At 67.5% G+C, this 20,739-nt stretch carries 16 protein-coding genes; 9 read left to right on the forward strand and 7 right to left on the reverse strand.

Features of this window, described 5'->3' with window-relative positions; genetic code table 11:
- Positions 1 to 74 precede the first annotated feature (74 nt).
- From WFK98_RS18335 to dnaK, 6 genes are all read right to left on the reverse strand, one after another.
- Complete coding sequence (locus tag WFK98_RS18335) at positions 75 to 695, reverse strand: 2,3-bisphosphoglycerate-dependent phosphoglycerate mutase (protein ID WP_266336646.1); 621 nt, start codon at positions 693 to 695, stop codon at positions 75 to 77.
- Positions 696 to 715: 20 nt separating this feature from the next.
- Positions 716 to 1,528, reverse strand: coding sequence for a 4-hydroxy-tetrahydrodipicolinate reductase (dapB, locus tag WFK98_RS18340; RefSeq protein WP_336801247.1), 813 nt, complete (start codon positions 1,526 to 1,528; stop codon positions 716 to 718).
- Between the two features lie 57 nt (positions 1,529 to 1,585).
- Positions 1,586 to 2,293: an orotidine-5'-phosphate decarboxylase gene (gene pyrF, locus WFK98_RS18345; protein ID WP_336801248.1), complete on the reverse strand. Its 708-nt coding sequence runs from the start codon at positions 2,291 to 2,293 to the stop codon at positions 1,586 to 1,588.
- 197 nt (positions 2,294 to 2,490) lie between these two features.
- Positions 2,491 to 3,018, reverse strand: coding sequence for a class I SAM-dependent methyltransferase (locus WFK98_RS18350; protein WP_336801249.1), 528 nt, complete (start codon positions 3,016 to 3,018; stop codon positions 2,491 to 2,493).
- Between the two features lie 141 nt (positions 3,019 to 3,159).
- Positions 3,160 to 4,296 carry a molecular chaperone DnaJ gene (dnaJ, locus tag WFK98_RS18355; RefSeq protein WP_266336650.1) on the reverse strand — a complete coding sequence of 379 codons (1,137 nt, stop codon included), beginning with the start codon at positions 4,294 to 4,296 and terminating at the stop codon, positions 3,160 to 3,162.
- Positions 4,297 to 4,434: 138 nt separating this feature from the next.
- Positions 4,435 to 6,336, reverse strand: a complete 1,902-nt coding sequence (dnaK, locus tag WFK98_RS18360; protein ID WP_266336651.1) for a molecular chaperone DnaK — start codon at positions 6,334 to 6,336, stop codon at positions 4,435 to 4,437.
- A 232-nt stretch (positions 6,337 to 6,568) separates the two neighbouring features.
- Between dnaK and WFK98_RS18365 the strand changes: the two genes are divergently transcribed.
- Both WFK98_RS18365 and pncA read left to right on the forward strand, forming a co-directional pair.
- Positions 6,569 to 7,225, forward strand: a complete 657-nt coding sequence (locus WFK98_RS18365; RefSeq protein ID WP_336801250.1) for an alpha-ketoglutarate-dependent dioxygenase AlkB family protein — start codon at positions 6,569 to 6,571, stop codon at positions 7,223 to 7,225.
- 41 nt (positions 7,226 to 7,266) lie between these two features.
- Positions 7,267 to 7,893, forward strand: coding sequence for a bifunctional nicotinamidase/pyrazinamidase (pncA, locus tag WFK98_RS18370; RefSeq protein WP_266336653.1), 627 nt, complete (start codon positions 7,267 to 7,269; stop codon positions 7,891 to 7,893).
- Positions 7,894 to 7,949: 56 nt separating this feature from the next.
- Here pncA and WFK98_RS18375 read toward each other — a convergent pair whose 3' ends face one another.
- The gene (locus WFK98_RS18375; protein ID WP_266336654.1) at positions 7,950 to 10,232 is read right to left on the reverse strand and encodes an NADP-dependent malic enzyme; all 2,283 of its coding nucleotides are present in this window, start codon (positions 10,230 to 10,232) and stop codon (positions 7,950 to 7,952) included.
- Between the two features lie 151 nt (positions 10,233 to 10,383).
- On the opposite strand from WFK98_RS18375, the gene mutS reads away from it, so the two are divergent.
- The 7 genes from mutS (at position 10,384) to tsaB (ending at position 20,735) form a co-directional block, all read left to right on the forward strand.
- Positions 10,384 to 13,098, forward strand: a complete 2,715-nt coding sequence (mutS, locus tag WFK98_RS18380; RefSeq protein WP_336801251.1) for a DNA mismatch repair protein MutS — start codon at positions 10,384 to 10,386, stop codon at positions 13,096 to 13,098.
- Positions 13,099 to 13,170: 72 nt separating this feature from the next.
- Positions 13,171 to 15,957: a [protein-PII] uridylyltransferase gene (locus WFK98_RS18385; RefSeq protein ID WP_420909591.1), complete on the forward strand. Its 2,787-nt coding sequence runs from the start codon at positions 13,171 to 13,173 to the stop codon at positions 15,955 to 15,957.
- 169 nt (positions 15,958 to 16,126) lie between these two features.
- Positions 16,127 to 17,692, forward strand: coding sequence for a murein biosynthesis integral membrane protein MurJ (gene murJ / locus WFK98_RS18390; RefSeq protein WP_336801252.1), 1,566 nt, complete (start codon positions 16,127 to 16,129; stop codon positions 17,690 to 17,692).
- A 60-nt stretch (positions 17,693 to 17,752) separates the two neighbouring features.
- The gene (trpS, locus tag WFK98_RS18395) at positions 17,753 to 18,793 is read left to right on the forward strand and encodes a tryptophan--tRNA ligase (protein WP_266336658.1); all 1,041 of its coding nucleotides are present in this window, start codon (positions 17,753 to 17,755) and stop codon (positions 18,791 to 18,793) included.
- Positions 18,794 to 18,852: 59 nt separating this feature from the next.
- Positions 18,853 to 19,347, forward strand: a complete 495-nt coding sequence (locus tag WFK98_RS18400; RefSeq protein ID WP_266336659.1) for a universal stress protein — start codon at positions 18,853 to 18,855, stop codon at positions 19,345 to 19,347.
- A 122-nt stretch (positions 19,348 to 19,469) separates the two neighbouring features.
- Positions 19,470 to 20,027 carry a NifU family protein gene (locus tag WFK98_RS18405; RefSeq protein ID WP_266336660.1) on the forward strand — a complete coding sequence of 186 codons (558 nt, stop codon included), beginning with the start codon at positions 19,470 to 19,472 and terminating at the stop codon, positions 20,025 to 20,027.
- Between the two features lie 45 nt (positions 20,028 to 20,072).
- Entirely contained in the window at positions 20,073 to 20,735 is a 663-nt protein-coding gene (gene tsaB, locus WFK98_RS18410; RefSeq protein WP_336801253.1) for a tRNA (adenosine(37)-N6)-threonylcarbamoyltransferase complex dimerization subunit type 1 TsaB, read from the forward strand.
- The last annotated feature ends 4 nt before the right edge of the window (positions 20,736 to 20,739 follow it).

Below are 20,739 nucleotides of genomic sequence, written 5' to 3' on the forward strand. Positions count from 1 at the left end.
GAGAGGGCTGGGTGAGGGGCTTGCTGTACTTCCGCTCGGCGCATACCGAACGCGCGCCCCGGCCGGCCCATGGATCAGCCCTTGAGGACCTTCTTCTCGGCGACGGTGGTGTCGGCGTTGAGGCGGTAGACGATCGGCACGCCGGTCTCCAGCTCGCGCTCGAGGATCTCGGCAGGCGTCAGGCCTTCCAGCGCCATGATCAGCGCGCGCAGCGAATTGCCATGCGCCGCCACCAGCACCTTTTCGCCGCGCATCACCGGCGGCAGGATGTTGAAGATGTAATAGGGCCAGACGCGCGCGCCGGTATCCTTGAGCGACTCGCCGCCCGGCGGCGGCACGTCATAGGAGCGGCGCCAGATCTTGACCTGCTCCTCGCCCCACTTGGCGCGGGCGTCGTCCTTGTTCAGGCCCGACAGGTCGCCATAGTCGCGCTCGTTCAGCGCCAGGTCGCGGATCGTCGTCAGGTCGGGCTGGCCGAGCTCGCCGAGGATCAGCTTCAGCGTGTTCTGGGCGCGGGTCAGCTCGGAGGTGAAGGCGAGGCCGAAGGAAAGATCCAGCGCCTTCAGCCGCTTGCCGGCGGCGGACGCCTCGGCGACGCCCTGTTCGGTCAGGTCGGGGTCGCGCCAGCCGGTGAACAGGTTCTTCAGGTTCCAGTCACTCTGGCCATGGCGCACGAGCACGAGAAGGCGATCCATACGGAAGGCTCCTTTTGGGGTCAGTCGGTGAAGCCGAGCACGTCGGCCATGGAATAGCGGCCCGGCTTGCGGCCATGGGCCCAGAGCGCCGCCTTGACGGCACCGCGGGCGAACAGGGCGCGGTCCGAGGCGTGATGCGACAGGGTGATCGTCTCGCCCTCGCCGGAGAGCATCACCGAATGGTCGCCGATGACGCTGCCGCCGCGCAAGGTGGCGAAGCCGATGGCGCCGCGCGGACGCGGGCCGGTGATGCCGTCGCGGACCCGGACGGCGTGTTCGTTCAGGTCGATTTCGCGGCCGTCGGCGGCCGCCTTGCCGAGCATCAGCGCCGTGCCGGACGGTGCGTCGACCTTGTGGCGATGGTGCATTTCCAGCACCTCGATGTCGAAATCCTCGTCCAGCGCCTTCGCCGCCTGGCGCACCAGCTGCGCCAGCAGGTTGACGCCGAGGCTCATGTTGCCGGACTGCAGGATGACGGCGTGGCGCGCCGCCGCGTCCAGCGCGGCATGATCTTCCGGCGCCAGGCCGGTGGTGCCGACGACATGGACGATGCGGGCCTGGGCGGCGACTTCGGCGAAGCCGACGGTGGCGGCCGGGCTGGTGAAGTCGAGCACGCCCTGCGCCTTGGCGAAGACGGGCAGCGGATCGTCGGTGACGGTGATGCCGAGCGGCGGCAGCCCGGCCAGCACGCCGGCATCCTGGCCGAGGAAGGGCGATCCCTCGCGCTCGATCGCTCCGGCGACAACAACGCCTTCGGTTTCGGTGACGGTCCGGATCAGCGTCCGGCCCATGCGGCCGGCCGCGCCGACGATGACGAGACCCATATCGGTCATGGCAGGTATCCCCCGGGTTCCAAGCGCATATAGCAGGCAGATCGCCCGTGCGGGAGACTAGATTGCCGAAGCCGTCTCGATTTCGGAGAGAATGGCCTTCGCCGCCGCCCGGGGATCGGCGGCCTCGAGGATTGGCCGCGCCACGACGAGATGATCGGCGCCGGCTTTGATCGCGGCGGCCGGCGTGGCGATCCGCTTCTGGTCGCCGAGCATGCTGCCGGCCGGGCGGATGCCGGGGGTGACGATGGCCATGCCGGCGCCGACGACGGCGCGCATGGCGCCGGCTTCTTCCGGCGAGCAGACGATGCCATTCATGCCGGCGGCGCGGGCGTCGGCGGCGCGGCGGGCGACGAGTTCGGCCGGACCGACGGCGTAGCCCGCGGCGGCGAGGTCGCTCTCGTCCATCGAGGTCAGCACCGTCACGGCGAGCAGGCGCAGGTCGCTGGCGCCCTTGCCCTGCACGGCGGCGCGCATCGCGCGCGGATAGGCGTGGATGGTGCAGAAATGCATGCCGAGCTTGGCGATGTTCTGCACGGCGTGTTCGACCGTGTTGTCGATGTCGAGCAGCTTGACGTCGAGGAAGACCTTCTTGCCCTGGTCGACCAGCCGCTCCGCGAAGGCGAGGCCGCCGGCGAAGGTCAGCTGCAGCCCCACCTTGTAGAAGGTGACCGTGTCGCCGAGCGTCGCCACCATCTCTTCCGCGGCTTCCACGGTGGGGACGTCGAGGCCGACGATCAGGCGGTCGCGGATATCGAGAAGGGGCATGGGCGTGGCCTTATGGTTCGCCGCGACGGGGCGGCTCGCAGGGATCAATTCGCGCGACAACGCAGGGTTGGCAAGAGGCGGAGCAGGGGCGGCCGCCCCCGTGGCAAGCACATTCGCGCGACGGACCGTCCGCTAGGCGGTTCGGTCGATCATCGGCGGGGAATGCGGTTAGGCAATGCCACGGGGCGACGCAGAACTCAATGCGTCCGTCGATAGATCCAGACGCGGGCCGGGGGCACGTTCTTCATCACCCAGCCGGTATGCGAGGTGGAGAAGAGATCCGGATCCGGCGGAATGGGTGAGTTCAGCCCGTAGGAGAACTGGATGAAGGGCTGTCCCGGCTTCAGGCGGGCGAAGGCGGCGCTGATCAGGGCGCTGCGCCGCTTCGGCGGCTGGGTCAGAAGCGGCAGGCTGGAGATGACCGCGCTGACGGGGCCGTCGACGATGCCGGCGAGCGACGGGTCGAAGGCATAGGCGTCGCCCTGGATGATCCGAACGCCCGGAAAGCGCGTTTCCAGCAGCCGGCAGAAGTCGGCGCTGTATTCGATCGAGGCGATCCGCTCCGGCGCCACGCCCCGCTCCAGCAGGGCCTGGGTGACGACGCCGGTGCCGGGCCCGAGCTCAATGACGGGCAGCGTGTCGTTGGGATCGACGAAGCTCGCCATCAGCCGGGTCAGCGCCTTGCCGGACGGGCTGACGGCGCCCATCGAAAGCGGCTTGCCCATCCAACTCCGAAAGAAGCGGACTTCGTCCGCCACAAGCGCCTTGAACTTCCGCTTCTGGATTGAGGACATGCAGCACCCGAATCATTGACCGACCGAACTATGCGCGATGGTTCACGGCAATCCTGTGGCAGTCCACAGCGATCAGGTGCCGCCGAAAAAGTCCCGGATGCGGGCGAAGAAACCGGCCGATTCCGGATTGGTCTCTTCGGAGGAAGCCTTTTCGAACTCCTCGAGCAGTTCGCGCTGGCGGCGCGACAGGTTCCGCGGCGTCTCGACGACCACCTGGATGTACATGTCGCCCATCTGGCTCGACCGCAGGACCGGCATTCCCTTGCCCTTGAGGCGGAACTGCTTGCCGGTCTGGGTGCCGTCCGGAACCTTGACGCGGGTCTTGCCGCCATCCACCGTCGGCACGTCGAACTGGCCGCCGAGCGCCGCCGTCGTCAGCGAGATCGGCACGCGGCAGAAGATGTCGGCGCCCTCGCGCTGGAACAGGCTGTGGGGCTTGACCGACAGGAACAGGTAGAGATCGCCGGCCGGTCCACCGCGCAGCCCGGCCTCGCCCTCGCCGGACAGGCGGATGCGGGTGCCGTCCTCGATGCCGGCGGGAATGTTGACCGAGAGCGTGCGCTCCTGCGTCTTGCGGCCGGAGCCGGCGCATTTGTCGCACGGGTCTGAAATGATCTCGCCGCGACCCTGGCAGGTCGGGCAGGTGCGCTCGATCGAGAAGAAGCCCTGTGCGGCGCGCACGCGGCCGTGGCCGTCGCACGTGGTGCAGACCTTGGGGTGCGATCCGGGCTTGGCGCCGGTGCCGGAGCAGGCGTCGCAGGCGACCTTGGTCGGAACATGTACTTCCGCCGTCTTGCCGTTGAAGGCTTCTTCGAGCGTGATTTCCATGTTGTAGCGCAGGTCCGCGCCGCGCTCGCGGCCGCCGGAGCGTCCACCGCCGCCGCCGCGGCGCCCGCCGCCCATGAACTCGCCGAAGATGTCGTCGAAGATGTCCGACATGGAGGCGGAGAAGTCGCCGGAGAAGCCCGGGCCGCCGCCGCCGTTTTCGAAGGCCGCGTGGCCGAAGCGGTCATAGGCCGCCCGCTTCTGCGGGTCCTTCAGCATCTCGTAGGCTTCGTTGATTTCCTTGAACTTGGCCTCGGCAGTGTGATCGCCCGGGTTCTTGTCCGGGTGATACTGCATGGCGAGCTTGCGAAAGGCGACCTTCAGGCCCTTGTCGTCGCAATCGCGCGCGACGCCCAGCAACTCATAATAATCGACTTTTGCCATTCGGCGCCCGTGGTGCAAACGAGTTGGAACTCAGGATCCGAGCCGAACTCAAGGGTGGAGGGCACGGGCTGGGCCCGCGCCTGGATAGGATAGAGGCCCGGCGCGGCGCGCCGGGCCTCCATGACGTGCATTCGTGCCTCAGGACGACTTCTTGTTGTCGTCGACTTCCTCGAAGTCGGCGTCGACGACATCGTCGGAGCCGGCCTTCTCGGCATTGCCTTCGCTGCCGTCGGCCTGCTGCGCGGCGTACATCGCCTCGCCGAGCTTCATGGAAGCCTGGGCCAGCGTGTTGGTCTTCTGCTGGATCGCTTCCGGATCCTCGCCCTCCAGCGCCGTCTTCAGATCGGCGATCGCGGTCTCGATCGTCGACTTGTCGGCGGCCGAGATCTTCGAGCCGAACTCGCCGAGCGACTTCTCGGTCGAATGAATCAGGGCCTCGCCCTGGTTCTTCGCCTCGACGACGGCGCGGCGCTTCTTGTCTTCGGCGGCGTGGCTTTCGGCGTCCTTGACCATCTTCTCGATGTCGGCGTCGGAAAGACCGCCCGAGGCCTGGATGCGGATCTGCTGCTCCTTGCCGGTGCCCTTGTCCTTGGCCGAGACGTTGACGATGCCGTTGGCGTCGATGTCGAAGGTGACCTCGATCTGCGGCACGCCACGCGGCGCCGGCGGCAGGCCGACGAGGTCGAACTGGCCGAGCATCTTGTTGTCCGCCGCCATTTCGCGCTCGCCCTGGAAGACGCGGATGGTCACGGCCGACTGGCTGTCCTCAGCCGTCGAGAAGACTTGGCTCTTCTTCGTCGGGATCGTCGTGTTGCGTTCGATCAGGCGCGTGAACACGCCGCCGAGCGTCTCGATGCCGAGCGACAGCGGGGTGACGTCGAGCAGCAGCACGTCCTTGACGTCGCCCTGCAGAACGCCGGCCTGGATCGCCGCGCCCATGGCGACGACTTCATCCGGGTTGACGCCCTTGTGCGGGTCCTTGCCGAAGAACTGCTTCACGATTTCCTGGATCTTCGGCATGCGGGTCATGCCGCCGACCAGAACCACTTCGTCGATCTCGCCGGCCGAAAGGCCCGCATCCTTCAGCGCGGCCTTGCAGGGCGCCACGGTCCGCTGCACCAGATCATCGACCAGCGCTTCGAACTTCGAGCGGGTCAGCTTGATCGCGAGGTGCTTCGGACCCTTGGCGTCGGCCGTGATGAAGGGCAGGTTGATTTCGGTCTGCTGGGCCGAGGAAAGCTCGATCTTGGCCTTTTCGGCGGCTTCCTTCAGGCGCTGCAGGGCGAGCTTGTCACCGCGCAGGTCGATGCCCTGTTCGCGCTTGAACTCGTCGGCGAGGTAGCCGACCAGTCGCATGTCAAAATCTTCACCGCCGAGGAAAGTGTCGCCGTTGGTCGACTTCACCTCGAAGACGCCGTCGCCGATCTCGAGGATCGAGATGTCGAACGTGCCGCCGCCGAGGTCATAGACCGCGATCGTCTTGCCTTCGCTCTTGTCGAGGCCGTAGGCGAGCGCTGCCGCCGTCGGCTCGTTGATGATGCGCAGGACCTCGAGGCCGGCGATCTTGCCGGCGTCCTTGGTTGCCTGACGCTGGGCGTCGTTGAAATAGGCCGGAACCGTGATCACGGCCTGCTCGACCGGCGTGCCGAGGAAGGCCTCGGCGGTTTCCTTCATCTTCTGCAGGATGAAGGCGGAAATCTGGGCCGGGGAGTACTTCTCGCCCTCGACCTCGACCCAGGCGTCGCCGTTCGGTCCCCGTACGATGTTGTAGGGAACGAGGTGCTTGTCCTTCTCGACCATCGGGTCGTCGTAGCGGCGGCCGATCAGGCGCTTCACCGCAAAGAAGGTATGTTCGGGATTGGTGACCGCCTGGCGCTTGGCCGGCTGGCCGACCAGCTTTTCGCCGTCGTCCGTGAACGCGACCATGGACGGCGTCGTGCGCGCGCCCTCGGCGTTCTCGATGACTTTCGGGGTCTTGCCGTCCATGACGGCGAGACAGGAATTCGTCGTTCCGAGGTCGATGCCGATGACCTTAGCCATATTCTCTCTCCTTGTCGGCGGGCCGTGCGGACCCTCTTCGAGGCTTCCGCCGTGCCGGGCAACTGCCCGTACGGCCCCCATGAACACTGTGATTTGCGCGGTGTCGGCAAAACGTGCCGGCCTTCGCAGGTTCAGCGCGTATATAAGAAGATGCCTAAACGGCCGCAAGGCGGCTCTCTCGCTTGATTGAGGGGCAAGCTGCGGTTGCCGGACCGAATGTGAGGAAATGCCGATGACCGCACCGCCCGCGTCACCGCCGGATGGGTTCCGCGTCGTGCCGGGAAGGCTCGACCGCGCGACGCAGGAGGCCTTGCGCGACGCGATCCGCGCCGTCGTCGCGGCGGCGCCCCTCTACCGTCCGACCATGCCGCGTACCGGCAAGCCGTTCTCGGTGCGGATGACGAATTGCGGCAGCCTCGGCTGGGTCTCGGACCAGGCCGGCTACCGCTACGAGCCGAGCCATCCGGCAACCGGCGCGCCCTGGCCGCCCATTCCGCCGGTGCTGCTCGAGCTCTGGCAGGAATTGGCCGACTATCCCGCGCCGCCCGAGGCCTGCCTCGTCAATTTCTACGAGCCGGATGCGCGCATGGGCCTGCACCAGGATCTCGACGAGGCGGAATTCGGCGCGCCGGTGCTTTCGGTCTCGCTCGGTGACACCTGTCTGTTCCGGATCGGCGGCGCCAAGCGCGGCGATCCGACCCGTTCGCTGCGGCTCGCCTCCGGCGACGTGGTGCTGCTCGGCGGCGCATCGAGGCTTGCATTCCATGGGGTGGACCGGATCTACCCCTCCACCTCGACCCTGCTGTCGCAAGGCGGGCGGATCAATCTGACGTTGCGCCGGGTCTCGAAAGTGATCGGCGCTATTCCCGATCCGGCCATTGTTGGTTAACTAAGGGCTTCGAACCTTCCTGCGACAACAGAGGAAACGTCGTGCCGGATTCAAACAGCGTGCTGATCGTTACCGACATTCAGAACGATTTCCTGCCGGGCGGCGCGCTGGCGGTGACGGATGGCGATGCTATCGTGCCGCTGGTCAATGATCTCGCGCGGCGCTTCGCGAATGTGGTGATCACGCAGGACTGGCACCCGGCCGGCCACATCTCCTTCGCCTCCAGCCATCCCGGGCGGAGCGCGTTCGAGACGATCGACCTGCGCTACGGGCCCCAGGTGCTCTGGCCGGATCATTGCATCCAGGGCTCGCAGGGAGCGGCGTTGGCGGCGGGCCTCGACATCCCGCACGCGCAATTGATCATCCGCAAGGGCTATCACGCCCACACCGACAGCTATTCGGCCTTCTTCGAGGCGGACCGCAAGACCCCGACCGGCCTCACCGGCTACCTGTTCGAGCGCAGCATCGAGCGGGTCTTCGTCGTCGGCCTGGCAACGGATTTCTGCGTGTCGTGGACGGCGCAGGATGCGCGCGAGCACGGCTTCGAGACGGTGATGATCGAGGATGCCTGCCGCGCCATCGACACCGAGGGGTCCCTGGCCAAGGCGATCGCGGTGATGGACCGCGCCGGCGTTCGCCGCGTCCATTCGGCCAGCGTGGCGCGCTGAGCGGCCACGGGAAGTAACGGGCGCGGCGGCCTGGCCGTCCGCGCCCGAAATCTGCGTCAGCCGCCGACGTTGAAGGCGGCGAGCGCCGCCATGTTGACGATGTCGTTGTCGCGCGCGCCGAGCGACAGGATCTGTACCGGCTTGTCGAGGCCGACCAGCAGCGGGCCGATCACGGTGGCGCCGCCGAGTTCCTGCAGCATCTTGGTCGAGATCGAGGCCGAGTGGAACGCGGGCATGACGAGCACGTTCGCCGGGCCCGACAGGCGGCAGAACGGATAGGCCGCCATCGCCTTCGGATTGAGCGCGACGTCCGCCGCCATCTCGCCGTCGAACTCGAAGCCGACGCGGCGCTTCTCCAGGATCTGCACCGCCTCGCGCACATGGCGCGAACGCTCGCCCTCGGGCTGGCCGAAGGTGGAATAGGCGAGCATGGCGACGCGCGGCTCGTAGCCGAGGCGCTTGGCGACGCCGGCGGCCTCGATGGCGATGTCGGCCAGTTCCTCGCCCGTCGGCATGTCGTGCACGGCGGTGTCGGCGACGACGACGGTGCGGCCGCGCACCAACGCGATCGAGACGCCGATCACCCGGTGGCCGGGGCGGGTGTCGATCACCTTCCGCACGTCGTGCAGCACGGTCGAATAGTTGCGCGTCACGCCCGAGACCATCGCGTCGGCATCGCCGAGCGCCACCATGGTGGCGCCGAAATAGTTGCGGTCGGTGTTGATCAGGCGCTGGCTGTCGCGGTGCAGGTAGCCTTGCCGCTGCAGGCGGGCATAGAGGAAGTCGATATAGGCGGGATTGCGCTGCGACAGCCGCGCATTGTGGATCTCCATGCCGTCGACCAGCTCGATGCCGGCATTCGCCGCGGTCTCGCGGATGATGTCCTCGCGGCCGATCAGGATCGCCGTGCCCAGCTCCTGGGCGACGAAGCTGGCGGCGGCGCGGATCACCTGTTCCTCCTCGCCCTCGGCGAAGACGACGCGCTTCGGATTGCGGCGGACGCGCTCATAGATGCGCGCCAGCGTGCCGACGATCGGGTCGCGGCGGGCCGAGAGTTCGATCTTGTAGGCGCCGATGTCGGCGATCGGCTTGCCGGCGACGCCGGTTTCCATCGCGGCCTGGGCGACGGCGGCCGGGATTTCGGACAGCAGGCGCGGATCGAACGGCACCGGGATGATGTATTGCGGCCCGAAGCGCGGGCGCACGCCCTGGTAGGCGGCGGCGACCTCGTCGGGCACGTCCTTGCGGGCAAGCGCGGCCAACGCCTGCGCCGCGGCGATCTTCATTTCCTCGTTGATTGTCGTCGCGCGCACGTCGAGCGCGCCACGGAAGATGTAGGGGAAGCCGAGGACGTTGTTGACCTGGTTCGGATAGTCAGAGCGGCCGGTCGCCATGATGGCGTCGTCGCGGATATCGGCCACTTCCTCCGGCGTGATCTCCGGATCGGGATTGGCCATCGCGAAGATGATCGGCTTCGGCGCCATCGAGCGGACCATGTCCGGCGTCAGCGCGCCCTTGGCCGAGACGCCGAAGAAGATGTCGGCGCCCTTCATGGCGTCTTCGAGCGTGCGGGCCTCGGTCGCCGTCGCATGCGCCGTCTTCCACTGGTTCATGCCCTCGGTGCGGCCCTGGTAGACCACGCCCTTGGTGTCGCAGAGCAGCACGTTTTCCGACGGCATGCCCATCGCCTTGACCAGCTCGATGCAGGCGATGCCGGCTGCGCCGGCGCCGTTGCAGACGAGCTTGGTGGTCTTGATGTCACGGCCGGTCAGGTGCAGCGCGTTGATCATGCCGGCGGTGGCGATGATCGCCGTGCCGTGCTGGTCGTCATGGAAGACCGGGATGTCCATCAGCTCGCGCAGGCGGCTCTCGATGATGAAGCAGTCCGGCGCCTTGATGTCCTCGAGATTGATGCCGCCGAAGGACGGCCCGAGATAGCGCACCGAATTGACGAAGGCGTCGACGTCCTCCGTATCCAGCTCGAGGTCGATCGAATCGACGTCAGCGAAACGCTTGAACAGGACGGCCTTGCCTTCCATCACCGGCTTTGAGGCGAGCGGGCCGAGATTGCCGAGCCCGAGGATGGCGGTGCCGTTCGAGATGACGGCGACGAGGTTGCCGCGCGTGGTGTAGTCGAAGGCGCGGGAGGGGTCCTCGGCGATGGCCTTCACCGGCACGGCGACGCCGGGCGAATAGGCCAGCGACAGGTCGCGCTGCGTCGCCATCGGCTTGGTGGGTGAAATTTCCAGCTTGCCGGGCCGCCCCAGGGCGTGGAAATCCAGCGCCTCCTTGTCGGTCAGCGCAGGGCCGCTCTTGGCGGGGCGTTTGGTCTCGGTCATGTATGGAGCTCGGCGTGGGCGTTTCCGGGGCGGACGGCATGAGCCGTCTCGTTTGGTGGACGGCGACGATATCACCGGTTTCTGTGATCTCAAGCCTGCCCTTCACGCGGACGAGGGTGAAACACCTTCAACGTTTTGCTAGCGTTCGGCCATGCTCGACTCCAGCCCGACCTCCGACGCCGCCGCGCTCCGCCCGACGCCCATGATGGAACAGTTCCTTGAGATCAAGGAAGCCAACCCGGGCAGCCTGCTTTTCTACCGCATGGGCGACTTCTACGAGATGTTCTTCGACGATGCGGAGATCGCGTCGCGCGCGCTCGGCATCACGCTGACCAAGCGCGGCAAGCATCTCGGCGAGGACATCCCGATGTGCGGCGTGCCGGTCCACGCCGCCAACGACTATCTGCAGAAGCTGATAGCGCTGGGACATCGGGTCGCGGTCTGCGAGCAGCAGGAGGATCCGGCCGAGGCGAAGAAGCGCGGCGGCAAGTCGGTGGTGAAGCGCGGCGTCGTCCGCCTGGTCACGCCCGGCACGCTGACCGAGGACACGTTGCTCGAGGCCGGCCGCAACAACTACCTCGCCTCGGTCGCCCGCCTGCGCGGCGGCGCGGTGGATGGCAGCGATCGCTTCGCCATCGCCTGGATCGACATCTCGACCGGCGATTTCCGCCTCGCCGAGACCGACCAGCTGCGTCTTTCCGCCGATATCGCCCGCGTCGATCCGCGCGAGCTGCTGGTGCCGGACAGCTTCTTCGCCGATGACGAGCTCGGCCCCTATGTGCGCGAGCTGCCCGTGTCGGTGACGCCGCTGCCGGGCGCCTTCTTCGACGGCTCGACCGCGGGCGCGCGGCTTGCCGCCTATTACGGAGTCGGCACGCTGGACGGCCTCGGCTCCTTCTCGCGCGTCGAGCTTTCGGCCGCCGCGGCGGCGCTCGCCTATGTCGAGAAGACGCAGATCAGCGAGCGACCGCCGCTGTCGCGCCCGGTCCGCGAGAGCGATGGCGCGGTGATGCTGATCGACGCGGCGACGCGCGCCAATCTGGAGCTCGTCCGCACGCTCTCGGGCGAGCGGCGCGGAAGCCTGCTCGCCGCCATCGACCGCACCGTCACCGGCGCCGGCTCGCGGCTTTTGGCCGAGCGGCTCGCCAGCCCCTCCACCGATCCGGAGCGGATCGAGCGCCGGCTCGACGCGCTCGACCATCTGCTGCGCCAGGGCCGTCGCCGCGCCGCCATCCGCGAGGCGCTGGCGGCGAGCCCTGATCTCGCCCGCGCCCTGTCGCGCCTGTCGCTCAATCGCGGCGGCCCGCGCGACCTCGCCGGCATCCGCTACTCCCTCGACGCGGCGGCGCGGCTCGCCGAGGTCCTGGGCGGCGACGGTCAGGCGCTGCCCGACGAACTGGCGGAGGCCTGTGCCGTGCTGGCTGGCGCGCCGCACGATCTCGCGGCCGAGCTGGCGGCGGCGCTGGCCGACGAGCTGCCGCTCCTGAAGCGCGACGGCGGCTTCGTGCGGCCCGGCTATGACGCCGATCTCGACACCACGCGGGCGCTGCGCGACGAAAGCCGGCAGGTGATCGCCGGGCTGCAGGCGACCTATTCGGCCGAGACCGACATCAAGGCGCTGAAGATCAAGCACAACAACGTGCTCGGCTATTTCATCGAGGTGCCGCAGCAATATGGCGAGCGCCTGCTCGGCGCCGACTATGCCGGCCGCTACATCCACCGCCAGACCATGGCGGGGGCGATGCGCTTCATCACCACCGAGCTCGCCGATCTCGAGGCGAAAATTGCCTCGGCCGGCGACCGGGCCCTGGCGGTCGAGCAGGCGACCTTCGACGCGCTGCTCGCCCATGTCGTCGCCGTCTCCGACGCGTTGCGCGCCGTGGCGGCGGCGCTCGCGGTCATCGACGTCGCCGCCGCGCTGGCGACGCTCGCCGAGACCGACAATTACGCCCGCCCGGTGGTCGACCGCTCGCTGGCCTTCTCGATCGAGGGCGGCCGGCATCCCGTGGTCGAGCAGGCGCTGAAGCGCGAGGGCGGCGCCGCCTTCGTCGCCAATGGCTGCGACCTCGGCGCCCGCAAGGAGGGCGACCCGGGCCTGATCTGGCTGATCACCGGACCGAACATGGCCGGTAAGTCGACCTTCCTGCGCCAGAACGGCCTGATCGCCATCCTGGCGCAGATCGGCTCCTACGTGCCGGCGCAAAGCGCGCATCTCGGCATCGTCGACCGGCTGTTCAGCCGCGTCGGCGCGGCCGACGACCTCGCCCGTGGCCGTTCGACCTTCATGGTCGAGATGGTCGAGACGGCGGCCATCCTCAACCAGGCGACCGACCGCTCGCTGGTCATCCTCGACGAGATCGGTCGCGGCACGGCGACCTTCGACGGCCTGTCGATCGCCTGGGCGGCGATCGAGCACCTGCACGAGGTCAATCGCGCGCGCGGCCTGTTCGCGACGCATTACCACGAGCTGACCGCGCTTTCGCAGCGCCTGGCCAGGCTGGAGAACGCCACTGTCCGCGTCAAGGAATGGAACGGCGACGTCGTCTTCCTGCACGAGATCGTCGCCGGCGCCGCCGACCGTTCCTATGGCATCCAGGTGGCGAAGCTCGCCGGCCTGCCGGCCTCGGTGGTGGCGCGGGCGCGCGACGTGCTGGCGCATCTGGAGGAAACCGACCGGAAATCCCCTGCCGCGACGCTGATAGACGATTTGCCGCTTTTTGCCGCGCTGGTGGCGAAACCGGCGCCCGTCGTTGCGGAAGATCCCCTCGGTCCCGTGCTCGACGGGCTGTTGCCGGACGATATGACCCCGCGCGAGGCGCTGGAGGCGCTCTACCGGTTGAAGGCGCTACGGCCCCGCCGGGCCTGAGGCGCCGCCTTTTGTTGGCGTGCGCGGAAAAAGCGGTTTACGGTCCTCGCCTCCCGTCACGCCTCAAGGCCGATTGCCTCCATGACCCGATCCGATACCGCGCTTCTCGACCGCCCATCCCTCGCGGCGGAATTGCTCGCGTTGGCGGCCGGGCTGGAGAAATCGGCCATCCGGGCGGCGGTCCTCGCTCATCTGAAGCAGCGCCTGCGCGAGGGGCGCGCGAGCGCCGAGGCGCAACTGATCGCCGACGGGCGCGGCAGCGTCTGCGCCAGCAGCCTCTCGGCCCTGCAGGACGAGATCATCGGCGCCATCTACGAGGTGGCGTCCCGGCACATCTATCCGGCCGAGAACCCGACCTCGGCCGAGCGCATGGCGCTGGTTGCCGTCGGCGGCTATGGCCGCGGCATGCTGGCGCCCGGCTCCGACATCGACCTGCTCTTCGTGCTGCCCTACAAGCAGACTCCCTGGGGCGAGAGCATCGTCGAATTCGTGCTCTACATGCTGTGGGACCTCGGCCTGAAGGTCGGCCACGCCACCCGCAATGTCGACGAGTGCATCCGCCTGTCGCGCGGCGACATGACGATCCGCACCGCGATCCTCGAGGCGCGCTTCCTCTGGGGCGACCAGAAGCTGTTCGACGAACTGACCCAGCGCTTCGACGCCGAGGTGGTCAAGGGCACCGGGCCGGAGTTCATCGCCGCCAAGCTCGCCGAGCGCGACGAGCGCCATCGGCGCCAGGGCGCCTCGCGCTATCTGGTCGAGCCGAATGTCAAGGAAGGCAAGGGCGGCCTCCGCGACCTGCATACGCTGTTCTGGATCGCCAAGTATTTCTACCGCGTCCGCTCCGGCGACGCGCTGGTCGAGGCCGGGCTGTTCTCGCGCTCCGAGCTCGCGCTGTTCCGCAAGTCCGAGGATTTCCTCTGGTCGGTGCGCTGCCACCTGCATTTCCTGACCGGCCGGCCGGAGGAGCGGCTGTCCTTCGACGTCCAGCGCGAGATGGCGGTGCGGCTCGGCTACACCTCGCATCCGGGCATGAAGGATGTCGAGCGCTTCATGAAGCACTACTTCCTCGTCGCCAAGGACGTTGGCGACCTGACGATGATCTTCTGCGCCGGGCTGGAGGAGGAGAACGCCAAGCCGGCGCCGCTCCTGAACCGGTTCTTCAACTTCGGCTCGCGCCGCCGCCATCGCAAGATCACCGGCACGAGCGATTTCATCGTCGAGCATGACCGCATCAACATGGCGGCGCCGGACATCTTCGAGCGCGATCCCGTCAATCTGATCCGCATCTTCCATCTCGCCGACAAGCAGAACCTCGCCTTCCATCCCGATGCGATGAAGGAGGTGACGCGCTCGCTGAAGCTGATCGACGCCAAGCTGCGCGACGATCCCGAGGCAAACCGGCTCTTCGTGGAACTGCTCGCCTCGCGCAACCAGCCCGAAACCGTGCTCCGCCGCATGAACGAGGCTGGCGTGCTCGGCCGCTTCGTGCCGGAGTTCGGCAAGGTCGTGGCGATGATGCAGTTCAACATGTACCACCACTATACGGTGGACGAGCATCTGATCCGCTCGGTCGGCGTGCTGGCCGAGATCGACGCCGGCGCGCGCAGCGAGGAGCATCCGCTCGCCAACACGGTGATGCCGACGATCCAGGACCGCACCGCGCTCTATGTCGCGATGTTCCTGCACGATGTCGCCAAGGGCCGGCCGGAGGACCATTCGATCGCCGGCGCGCGGGTAGCGCGCAAGCTCGGGCCACGGTTCGGCCTGACGCCGGCGCAGACCGAGACGGTCGCATGGCTGATCGAGGCGCATCTCGTCATGAGCATGACTGCGCAATCGCGCGACCTCGGCGACCGCAAGACGATCCAGGATTTCGCCGCCGTCGTGCAGAGCCTCGAGCGGCTGCGCATGCTGCTGGTGCTGACGATCGCCGACATCAAGGCGGTCGGGCCCGGGGTCTGGAACGGTTGGAAGGGCCAGCTGCTGCGCACGCTCTATTACGAGACCGAGCCGCTCCTGACCGGCGGCCACAGCCAGGTATCGCGCGACGAGCGCGTCGCCGCCGCCAAGGCGGAGCTTGCCGATGCGTTGAAGGACTGGCCGAAGGAAGAGCTCGCCACCTATCTCGACCGGCACTACCCGGCCTATTGGCTGCGGGTCGACCTGCCGCGCAAGATCGCCCATGCGGGCCTGATCCGCGACGCCGACCGCTCCGGCAAGACCCTCGCCACCGCCGTCTCGGCGCACGCCTTCGAGGCGATCACCGAGATCACCGTGCTGGCGCCGGATCATCCGCGCCTGCTTTCGATGATCGCCGGCGCCTGCACGGCTGCCGGCGGCAACATCGTCGACGCGCAGATCTTCACGACGACGGACGGTTTCGCCCTCGACACCATCTTCATCGCGCGCGAATTCGAGACCGATGCGGAGGAAACCGATCGCGCCCGCCGGGTCGGCGCGCTGATCGAACAGGCACTTTCCGGCGCCGTCGCCCTACCGGACGTGATCGCCAAGAAGGCGAAGCCGCGCGCCAAGATCAAGGCGTTCACCGTCGAGACGCAGATCCTGCTCGACAATTCCTGGTCGAACCAGTTCACCGCCATCGAGGCGTCCGGGCTCGACCGCCCGGGCCTGCTCTATGACCTGACCCGGTCGATCTCGGATCTCAACCTCAACATCGCCTCGGCCCATGTCGTGACCTTCGGCGAGCGGGCGGTCGACGTCTTCTACGTCACCGATCTCACCGGCCGGAAGGTGATGAACGCCAATCGCGAGGCGAGCATCCGCCGTCGCCTGCGCCAGGCCTTCGAGGGTACGACGCCTACCGACAAGACGCCGGCGCGCAAGGCCGGGTGAACCGTGCCGTCCAAGGCGGGCCGTGGCGGGTTTCACCCGTGGCGCGTCTCGAACGGGCCCTGTCGGCCCGGCCTTCCCTTTGCCTTGATTTTCCAGCAACCAAGGGTCTAACTCGACCCGCCCGCGGCCGCGGGCGGTCATGTCCCTCCTTCCGATCCGCCAGGTGGCAATGTCTCTCCTGAAAAACTTTGTCACCGTCGGTGGCTCGACGACATCGAGCCGGCTTCTCGGCTTCGTGCGCGACATGTTCATGGCGGCGGCGCTCGGCACCGGGCCGGTGGCGGACGCCTTCATGGTCGCCTTCCGCTTCCCTAACCTGTTCCGCCGGCTTTTCGCCGAGGGCGCCTTTTCCTCCGCCTTCATTCCGCTGTTCGCCGGCAAGCTCGAGGCGGAGGGCCGCGACGCCGCGAAGGAATTTGGTTCCGAGGCGCTGTCGGCCCTGTTCGCCTTCCTGATCGTGCTGACGGTGATCGCGCTGATCGCCATGGTCCCGCTCATGTATGTGATGGCGCCCGGCTTCGTGGCAGAGCCGTCTAAATTCGATCTCGCCGTGTTGCTGACGCGGATCTCGTTCCCCTATCTGACGCTGATCTCGCTGCTGGCGCTCTATAGCGGCGTGCTCAACGCCGAGGGCCGCTTCATGGCGGCGGCGATGGCGCCAGGCCTTCTCAACGTCGTTTTGGTGGCCGCGCTCGCCTACATCCTGTTCTACAAGCTCGAAAACACGGCCGAGGCCGGCATCCTGCTGTCATGGGCGACGCTGATCGGCGGCGTTCTGCAGCTCGCCGTCGTCGTCGTCGACGCCTGGCGGACGGGCATGCTTTTGAAGCTGCGCTGGCCGCGGCTGACCGCCGGCGTTCGGCGGCTGACGACGCTCGCCGTTCCGGGCCTCGTCGCCGGCGGCGTTACCCAGATCAACATCGTCATCGGCACGATGATCGCCTCGTTCGCGCCGGGCGCCATCGCCATCCTCGGCTATGCCGATCGGCTGTATCAGCTGCCGCTCGGCATCGTCGGCGCCACCATCGCCGTCGTCATGCTGCCCGACCTGTCGCGCCATGTCCGTTCCGGCCGCACCGACCTGGTCCATCATACCCAGAACCGCAGCCTCGAATTCGCGATGACGCTGACGCTGCCGGCGGCGATCGCGCTGTTCGTGCTGGCGAAGCCGATCGTGCAGGTGCTGTTCCAGCGCGGCGAGTTCGGCCTGGACGACACGATCGCCACCGCGCACACGCTGATGGGCTATGCCGTCGGGCTGCCGGCCTTCGTGCTGATCAAGGTGCTGTCGCCCGGCTTCTTCGCCCGCGAGGACACCAAGACGCCGATGTGGTTCGCCGCCATCGGCGTCGCCGTCAACATCATCGGCTCGCTGGCGCTGTTCCCGTCGCTGACCTATGTCGGCATCGCCATCGCGACCAGCATTTCGGGCTGGGTCAACGCGGCCCTGCTCGCCTGGGCCCTGCACCGGCGCGGTCATTTCCAGTTCGACGACAAGGTGAAGCGCAACATGCCGATGGTGCTCGTCGCCGCCATGGCGATGGGGCTCTCCGTCTTCCTCGCCGCCTGGTGGGCAGAGCCCTATTTCGCCGATCAGCGCATCCTGTTCCGCGCGGTGGCGATGGGCACGATCTGCGGTATCGGGCTGGTGCTGTTCGCGCTCTTCTGCCAGCTGACCGGCGTCGTCCATTTCGGCGCGATCGTCGGCAAGCTGCGCAACCGCGGCCGTCGCTGATCGAATGCTTGCACGGCGCGGCGCTCCGCGCGATAACGCGCCGGAAAAACGGGGTTTCCGATGACTGAATTCAAGACGCGCATCTTCTCCGGCGTCCAGCCGACCGGCAATCTGCATCTCGGCAACTATCTCGGCGCGATCGTCAATTTCGTCGCGCTGCAGGAAGCCAATGAGTGCATCTACTGCGTCGTCGACATGCACGCGATCACCGTCTGGCAGGAGCCGGCCGAGCTGACGCGGCAGATCCGCGAGGTCACGGCCGCCTTCGTCGCCGCCGGCATCGACCCGGTGAAGCACGTCGTCTTCAACCAGAGCCAGGTTTCGGCCCATGCCGAGCTGGCCTGGATCTTCAACTGCGTCGCGCGCATCGGCTGGATGAACCGCATGACGCAGTTCAAGGACAAGGCCGGCAAGGACAAGGAGAACGCCTCGCTTGGCCTGCTCGCCTATCCGAGCCTGATGGCCGCCGACATCCTCGCCTACCAGGCGACGCATGTGCCCGTCGGCGAGGACCAGAAGCAGCACCTCGAGCTGACGCGCGACATCGCCCAGAAGTTCAACAACGACTATGCCGAGTCGATCGCCGCGCATGGTTTCGGCGACGCTTATTTCCCGATCACCGAGCCGGTCATCACCGGGCCGGCCACCCGCATCATGTCGCTGCGCGACGGTTCGAAGAAGATGTCGAAGTCGGATCCGTCCGATTATTCGCGCATCAACCTGGCCGACGACGCCGACGCGATCGCGCAGAAGATCCGCAAGGCCAAGACCGACGCCGAGCCGCTTCCCGGCGAGGCCGAGGGCCTGAAGGGCCGTCCCGAGGCCGACAACCTCGTCGGCATCTATGCCGCGCTCTCCGGTCTGACCAAGGACGACGTGCTGCGCGAGTTTGGCGGCCAGCAGTTCTCCGCTTTCAAGCCGGCGCTCGCCGATCTCGCGGTCGACAAGCTTGGTCCGGTCGGCGGCGAGATGCGCCGCCTGATGGCCGATCCCGGCCATATCGACGCGATCCTCGCCGATGGCGCGGCGCGCGCCGACGCGATCGCGCGCCCGATCCTCGACGGCGTCAAGGACATCGTCGGCTTCATCCGCCGCAAGTAGGGCCTCCCCGGGGCCATCCGGCGCTTGCCGGGCGGCCCGCCGGATGGCAGCATTGCAGCATGCTGATGAAGCGCAAGAGCACGGAAACGGGTCACCGCCGCAAGTTTCTGGCGGTGATCGACGACACGCCCGAATGCTCGCGCGCCGTCATCTACGGCGCCCGGCGCGCAGACCGCACCAGCGGCGGCCTCGTCCTGCTCTATGTGATCGAGCCGACCGGCTTCCAGCACTGGATCGGCGTCGAGAACATCATGCGGGCCGAGGCGATGGACGAGGCCGAGGCGGCGCTCGGCCGCTTCGCCGATCTCGCCCGCCGCCATTCCTCGATCGAGCCGGAACTGGTGATTCGCGAAGGCACCCGCGCCGAGCAGATCACGGCGCTGATCGAGGGCGACGAGGACATCGCCATCCTCGTCCTGGCGGCCGGCACCGACAAGGAAGGGCCGGGACCGCTGGTTTCCTCGATCGCCGGCAAGCTCGCGGCGACCTTCCCGGTGCCGATCACCATCGTCCCGGGCACGCTTTCCGACGACGACATCGCCGCCATCGCTTGAAACCTGACCCCGAGACTACGATTTTAGGCGCCGGAGCCGGATTCCGCTTGGATCGGGCCTCGACAATGGCTACGATGCCAATTCTGGAAATATTCTAAACAAGTTCGCGCGGAGCCCGCATCATGTTCATCCAAACCGAAGCGACGCCGAATCCGTCGACCTTGAAGTTCCTGCCCGGCCGGCTCGTCCTGCCGGAAAGCACGGCCGATTTCCGCGATGCCGGCGAAGCCGAACGCTCGCCGCTGGCCGAGCGCCTGTTCTCCGTCAATGGCGTCTCCGGCGTGTTCCTCGGCCACGATTTCATCAGCGTGACCAAGAAGGACGGCGAGTGGCAGCACATGAAGCCGGCCATCCTCGGCGCGATCATGGAGCATTTCATGGCCGGCGTGCCGGTGATGGCGACGCTGAAGCCGCATGCCAGCGACGAGGAATTCTTCGACGAGGGCGATGCCGAGCTGGTCGAGACGATCAAGGAGCTGATCGAGACTCGCGTCCGCCCGGCCGTGGCGCAGGATGGCGGCGACATCACCTTCCAGGGTTTCCGCGATGGCGTCGTCTATCTCAACATGCGCGGCTCCTGCTCGGGCTGCCCGTCCTCGACGGCGACGCTGAAGCACGGAATCCAGAACCTACTGCGTCATTTCGTGCCTGAAGTGCGCGAGGTTGAAGCGGTTTCCTGATCCGCAGCGCTCGACAGCGGCCCGTTCAGCCTCTATCCGGGGCGCATGAACCTGCTCGCCATCGATACCGCGCTCGAAAACTGCTCCGTTGGTCTCGCGACCGGCGGAGTCGTCTTCTCGCGCGTCGAAACCATCGGCAAGGGCCATGCCGAGCGGCTGATGCTGGAGATCGCGGCGCTGCTTGCCGAGGCCGGTGTGTCGGCGGCGAGCCTCGACCGCATCGTCGTCTCGATCGGCCCGGGTTCGTTCACCGGCCTGCGCGTCGGGATTTCGGCGGCGCGCGGCCTCGCGCTCGTCCACCGTATCCCCGTCGTCGGAGTCGGCACGCTGCAGGTCCATGCGGCGCTGGCGAAGCGCGAGCGCGGGGAGGTCGCCGATCGGCCGATCCTGGCGCTGCTGCCGGCGCGTGGTGACGATCTCTACGGCCAGCTCTTCTCAGCGAATGCCGAGCCGGTCGGCGAGGCGGTGCTTGAAGCCATGCCGTTCTTTGCCGAGCTGGCGGCGCAGTCGGGCGCGGACCTTGCCGGCGCCGGCGCGGCGCGGCTCGGATCGTCGGGACGGATCCTCCATGACCGCTCGGCTCCCGATATCGCGACCCTGCTGGAGCTCGGCGCGGCGCTCGATCCCGCCGGTCATCCGCCGAAGCCGCTCTATGTCCGCCCTCCCGACGCCAAGCCGCAGCTTCACAAGGGAATTGCGCGCCGATGATGGA

Origin of the sequence: Kaistia sp. MMO-174 (genome assembly GCF_037147815.1) — a bacterium.
Lineage (GTDB): Bacteria > Pseudomonadota > Alphaproteobacteria > Rhizobiales > Kaistiaceae > Kaistia > Kaistia nematophila.

Bases quoted from the DNA above. Each gene is read 5' to 3' on its own strand.
- WFK98_RS18335 (WP_266336646.1), bottom strand. From the start codon at position 695: ATGGATCGCCTTCTCGTGCTCGTGCGCCATGGCCAGAGTGACTGGAAC.
- dapB (WP_336801247.1), bottom strand. From the start codon at position 1,528: ATGACCGATATGGGTCTCGTCATCGTCGGCGCGGCCGGCCGCATGGGC.
- pyrF (WP_336801248.1), bottom strand. From the start codon at position 2,293: ATGCCCCTTCTCGATATCCGCGACCGCCTGATCGTCGGCCTCGACGTC.
- WFK98_RS18350 (WP_336801249.1), bottom strand. From the start codon at position 3,018: ATGGGCAAGCCGCTTTCGATGGGCGCCGTCAGCCCGTCCGGCAAGGCG.
- dnaJ (WP_266336650.1), bottom strand. From the start codon at position 4,296: ATGGCAAAAGTCGATTATTATGAGTTGCTGGGCGTCGCGCGCGATTGC.
- dnaK (WP_266336651.1), bottom strand. From the start codon at position 6,336: ATGGCTAAGGTCATCGGCATCGACCTCGGAACGACGAATTCCTGTCTC.
- WFK98_RS18365 (WP_336801250.1), top strand. From the start codon at position 6,569: ATGACCGCACCGCCCGCGTCACCGCCGGATGGGTTCCGCGTCGTGCCG.
- WFK98_RS18375 (WP_266336654.1), bottom strand. From the start codon at position 10,232: ATGACCGAGACCAAACGCCCCGCCAAGAGCGGCCCTGCGCTGACCGAC.
- mutS (WP_336801251.1), top strand. From the start codon at position 10,384: ATGCTCGACTCCAGCCCGACCTCCGACGCCGCCGCGCTCCGCCCGACG.
- murJ (WP_336801252.1), top strand. From the start codon at position 16,127: ATGTCTCTCCTGAAAAACTTTGTCACCGTCGGTGGCTCGACGACATCG.
- trpS (WP_266336658.1), top strand. From the start codon at position 17,753: ATGACTGAATTCAAGACGCGCATCTTCTCCGGCGTCCAGCCGACCGGC.
- WFK98_RS18400 (WP_266336659.1), top strand. From the start codon at position 18,853: ATGCTGATGAAGCGCAAGAGCACGGAAACGGGTCACCGCCGCAAGTTT.
- WFK98_RS18405 (WP_266336660.1), top strand. From the start codon at position 19,470: ATGTTCATCCAAACCGAAGCGACGCCGAATCCGTCGACCTTGAAGTTC.
- tsaB (WP_336801253.1), top strand. From the start codon at position 20,073: ATGAACCTGCTCGCCATCGATACCGCGCTCGAAAACTGCTCCGTTGGT.